This window comes from Kaarinaea lacus (genome assembly GCF_975902315.1).
In genome coordinates this window covers 1-4,707 of sequence record NZ_CDLKIE010000531.1, presented here as the reverse complement: position 1 = coordinate 4,707, position 4,707 = coordinate 1, and the positions used below count along the sequence as shown (strand labels likewise).

At 44.3% G+C, this 4,707-nt stretch carries 5 protein-coding genes; 3 read left to right on the top strand and 2 right to left on the bottom strand.

Annotated features, from left to right (window positions below; all coding sequences use genetic code 11):
- Window positions 1-576: response regulator (locus ACWVCM_RS16565; protein ID WP_455202881.1), on the bottom strand; the 576-nt coding region annotated here is incomplete at its 3' end.
- A 468-nt stretch (window positions 577-1,044) separates the two neighbouring features.
- On the opposite strand from ACWVCM_RS16565, the gene ACWVCM_RS16560 reads away from it, so the two are divergent.
- Together ACWVCM_RS16560 and ACWVCM_RS16555 are read left to right on the top strand one after the other, a co-directional pair.
- The gene (locus ACWVCM_RS16560) at window positions 1,045-2,139 is read left to right on the top strand and encodes a Kelch repeat-containing protein (RefSeq protein WP_455202880.1); all 1,095 of its coding nucleotides are present in this window, start codon (window positions 1,045-1,047) and stop codon (window positions 2,137-2,139) included.
- Between the two features lie 210 nt (window positions 2,140-2,349).
- The gene (locus ACWVCM_RS16555; protein ID WP_455202879.1) at window positions 2,350-2,490 is read left to right on the top strand and encodes a hypothetical protein; all 141 of its coding nucleotides are present in this window, start codon (window positions 2,350-2,352) and stop codon (window positions 2,488-2,490) included.
- A 139-nt stretch (window positions 2,491-2,629) separates the two neighbouring features.
- Here ACWVCM_RS16555 and ACWVCM_RS16550 read toward each other — a convergent pair whose 3' ends face one another.
- Window positions 2,630-3,988, bottom strand: coding sequence for an ATP-binding protein (locus ACWVCM_RS16550; RefSeq protein WP_455202878.1), 1,359 nt, complete (start codon window positions 3,986-3,988; stop codon window positions 2,630-2,632).
- Window positions 3,989-4,199: 211 nt separating this feature from the next.
- Between ACWVCM_RS16550 and ACWVCM_RS16545 the strand changes: the two genes are divergently transcribed.
- Window positions 4,200-4,707 (top strand): putative zinc-binding metallopeptidase (locus ACWVCM_RS16545; RefSeq protein ID WP_455202877.1); only part of this gene is annotated, 508 nt, incomplete at its 3' end.

Below are 4,707 nucleotides of genomic sequence, written 5' to 3'. Positions count from 1 at the left end.
CTGACCAAATGGTACAACTGTGGCTCTTGCCACTCCACCTGTTGATGCCTGTTCCTGCGCGTCTGCTTCAGCCGCGAGATCAGCAAATTCATCTTCCACCGATTGCGATTTACTGGTGTATACCAGTTTGCGTATGTTCGCATCCAGCTCTTCACCATTTACCGGCTTTGTCATAATTTGATTGGCGCCGGCTTCGTACACTTGCGATAAAATTTCGGTGTCAGTGGCACCGGTAATTACGATCACAGGCATGCTGCTGATTTTCTTTTGCCCACTGGCGCGTAGTGCCCGCACCAGATCATCACCATCCATACCTGTTGGTGATACTTTTAAATCTGTTAAAAGGAGGTCGTAATCGGTTTCTATAAGAGCGATTAAGGCGGGTTCTGCCGAATCATAATGGTCCACAGCATACCCATAGGGTTTAAGCATGCGCTTAACCACATAAGCGGATGTCCTGCTGTCATCCACGTAACAAAGTCGGGCTGATCTAGCTTTGCCAGTCAAATTCGTTGCCTGGGAGTTTCTAGCACCCTTGGTTCCACTACCTGTCATTTGACGAAATACCGTACTCACTTGACTACACTATACTAATTCCGTCTGGAATATATTACGAACATAGACAGGCAAGTTATTGATAAACAATAACTAAGACAGTATTACTGCCACCCATCCCCCATTACGTAAGTATTGCTTATGCTACGTACAAATACTTAACATACCCAGACATGGTACTAAATTTCAACATAAATATTAATTATTATTTTTTATGGATTACGCACTTAGCCCGTGTGCGAAGGTTTAGTAAACCTGTGCCACATTAAAATAATCTTAAAGCTCGTTTGTTCTTCTAATGCGTACGGCGGATCATACCGTATTTCCTGATATTGCTAAATGCTAGCGTTAGCGAATGCTTTCTCCTGGAACTTTAATTATACTTATTTACGCATCAACTACATTAATTAATCTGTAACGCACTAATTATAATAAGATAATCACTATATTGAATTTTCCTCATTTTGTACAATCAATATGCCTTCTCCAATGAATAAACCAGGTAAAAATAACCAATATGCAGCCCCCTTCATCCTGATTTTTATCCTGACCTTGATTGCCGGATTATTTGTCTACAACAAGCCGATAAATCAGTATCCGGAAAACTGGATTGCCCAGTGGAAAATGGGTAAAAACTTCCGGTTTCCACGACGAGCCCTGGCCAGCGTGGAGGCAAATGGTCATTTATATGTGCTTGGCGGTGTCAATGAACAGGGTCAATACGTAAAATCCGTCGAATTTGCCAGGATCGGCAAAAACGGCGATCTTGGCCCGTGGCAAACTACGAGCGCACTGAACGTAGGTCGCTTCTACCTGGCAGCTGTTGTGGTAAATAATTCAATATATGCACTAGGCGGTGGGAGTGGCCCTGTAGGGGACGACAATTATCCTGTTGCAAGTGTAGAAATGGCATCGATTCATAAAGATGGCACTTTAGGCGACTGGCAAATCATCTCCAACATGAGACTCCCAAGAAGAGGATTAAAGGCGGCGGCTGTCGATAATCGTATTTACGCAATCGGGGGCTACAGCGGTGTTTTCCTGAAATCCATCGAGCATGTCACCGTAAACTCCGACGGTACTTTCGGTACCTGGCAGGTCGATGCACAGGAGGCTGTAGTCGACCGCTACATCCACTCTGCTGCGCTCTATCAAAAGACACTCTATCTGCTTGGCGGTCATGTTCAGCGATCTGATCAGATGAGTTATGGTGATGTCGAATCCTCGGAAATTAATCCCAGCGGCTATTTAAGTTCCTGGTCGATAGAAAAAAGTCGCTTGTTGAATCCCAGGTTCATAGCCTCTGCATTTGCAATGAACCATCATCTTTACATTGCTGGCGGTCATAACGGCCGTAGCCGGCTAAAAAACGTCGAATTTGCACCGATTTATAGTAACGGTCGTGTTGGCCAGTGGCGCACAACAACACCGCTGAATATCGCACGTAGCGCAGCTGCATCCATTGTGGTTAATAATTACGCCTACGTTTTAGGTGGAATAAGCGATCAAAAGGTCCTTAATTCGGTAGAAATAGCAATGTTTGCACCCAATGGACATCTTGGCCATATTGAAACCGATTTGTGATGATCGAAAAAGGGTTCGGAATCCAGTATCACAAGTACAAGTACTTGAAATATTGAGCGTGATTGTTGCAATATAGGGGCTAAACCATACACAACAACGAAAATGGTTAGCGCGGTACTAGCGGTACTGGGGTTAGAGAAGTATTGAGGCTACAGAAGCCAAGCGCTGGTCACACAGGAATATTATAAAGCACATTTGGGAGAAAGAATCATGTTAGACATTTTGACGTATATGGTCGGGGGCGTTACAGCGTTAGCCGTTATCTTGATGGCAATCCTGGTTTTCCAAATCTATGACGAAGACCATCCCCTCAACCAGGATCGTCCAGACGAAAATACAACCATTGAATAACCAGCCAGGAAAGAACCTGGGCTGATGCATCTGGAATTCCTGTTCCAGCATGACTACAAGCTTATAGATTAAATGAAAAAGCCGGTAAATACCGGCTTTTTCAGTTTCTAATCGTCAGACAACAGGCGCCATTTTAAGATTAAGTTGATTCAGGCAACCATACACTGATTGCTGCACCACCCAGTGTTGATGAATCAATGGTTAATTCACCGCCATAGATTTGTGCAATATCCTGCACGACCGATAATCCGATTCCATGACCACTAATCCCCTGATCCACTCTCACTCCGCGTTGTACCACGTGTTGCACCATCGCATCTGGCACTCCTGGCCCATCATCTTCAACAGTAAACAGTAATCCCTGCGTATTTTTCTTTTGATGTAATTGCATCCTGGTTGCAATAACGACTTGATGATCGCAATATTTAAACGCATTGTCGGTCAGATTTCCGATCACTTCCATTAAGTCGCCTTCATCCCCATGAAACACAATATCCTTATCAATACTAAATTTCACTTTAACTTTTTTATCCGCATAAACCTTAATCAGGCTATTCACCAGTTTTTGGGTCATTCGTTCAATGTCTACGGGTGCTATTAAAGGGCTTTGACCTGCAGTAGCAGCGCGCTGCAGCTGATAATCGGTAATCTGCGTCATACGTTCAAGCTGTTCCTGGATCATTTTTGCTGGCTTTTTATCAATACGCTGCTCATCCAGTGTGCTTTGCATTACCGCCATTGGTGTTTTGAGACTATGTGCCAAATCACCCAATGTATGACGATAACGTTCGAGGTGTTCCTGCTGATGCTCGAGCAATGCATTGACGTTGTCAGTTAATCCTTTTATCTCTCCCGGGTAGTCTTCACTTAAGCGCAAAGTTCGCCCCGACTCAATCGCAGACAATTCGCCAGCAGCCCTGCCTAATGGTGCCAGTCCCCATCTCATTATCGTTCCCTGGACGATCAGCAACAGCAGTGCCACACCACCTAACAAGCCCCAAAGATTGCGGCGATAGCGTTTAACCTGTTTATTAAAGTCTTCGAGATTCTCGGCAATACTGAAGGTATATACCTTATCGGCCTGGTCATGCCAGGCAATACCATGGCTGTACATTGCCACTGAAAATAAATCTGATGGTGACGAAAATGAAAAACTGCGTTCATTCCGTGACAACTGGACTTTGTAGGGCACATTAATACCCACCGGCGTTGGGGTACTCCAGACAATGCGACCTGCAGGATCTGTGATTCGTGCGTAGGTATCTGTAGATATGCTCAGGAAACTAGTCTCAGGATAAGTATCTGGCATAAAAACATTACCGGCATCGTCTATGTCCGCCAGTGCTATCAATGCATATACCTGTACTTCCAGTCGCTTTTCCAGCGCTTCTTCCGAACTCAACCGATATGCACGATCCAGGGTAAAACCGGCCAAACCAAAAAAGGCGGCCAATATTGCCGAAGCTGCAATTAATACACGCGCATTAAGTGAAAGCATATTTCGTTGAATTTGACGAAAGTTCTAATACAATCTCAAAAGGAAACCGAATTGTAGCATGTCCGGAAATGTCGCGCTGCAAGGCAAAACCAGACAATATTCATCACTCAAAATATTTAAAATCTCTGAAATAATGGTCATTAAAAAGAAACGAAAAACGTCCCATCGACAATATTCATGGTCAAAGTATTCAAAGGATAAATTACTTGATATGCGTATCTGCGATCTGGAGTTATCCCTTGAGCACAGTCCTATCATGCAGCGGGTCAATCGTCTCAACAAAGAACTTGAAAAACAAGATTTACAATTTCAACCTCATTTCTGGTTATCAGATGACTGGTTTTGTCCAGACCATATCCCTGGCGTGGCAATACCCTTTTTCCTGGCACATCCCCGGTTACAAAAACTCGAACGAAGCTTCGTCATGGAAGTTGAGGGCGGAAATTATCGCTGGTGCATGAAGTTATTGCGACATGAAACTGCGCACGCCATCGCAAATGCCTACAAACTAACAGAACGTAAGGATTGGCGGAAAACCTTTGGTAATCCACAATCCAGATACCATGACTCCTATTTACCAAAACCATATAGCAAACGTTTCGTCATCAATCTGCCTGGCTGGTATGCACAAAGCCACCCCCATGAAGACTGGGCTGAGACATTTGCGGTCTGGCTTAATCCTAATTCTGACTGGCGACACCGCTATGACAACTGGCCTG

Excerpts from the sequence above, each read along its gene's own strand:
- ACWVCM_RS16555 (WP_455202879.1), top strand. The coding sequence starts at position 2,350 with ATGTTAGACATTTTGACGTATATGGTCGGGGGCGTTACAGCGTTAGCC.
- ACWVCM_RS16560 (WP_455202880.1), top strand. The coding sequence starts at position 1,045 with ATGAATAAACCAGGTAAAAATAACCAATATGCAGCCCCCTTCATCCTG.
- ACWVCM_RS16550 (WP_455202878.1), bottom strand. The coding sequence starts at position 3,988 with ATGCTTTCACTTAATGCGCGTGTATTAATTGCAGCTTCGGCAATATTG.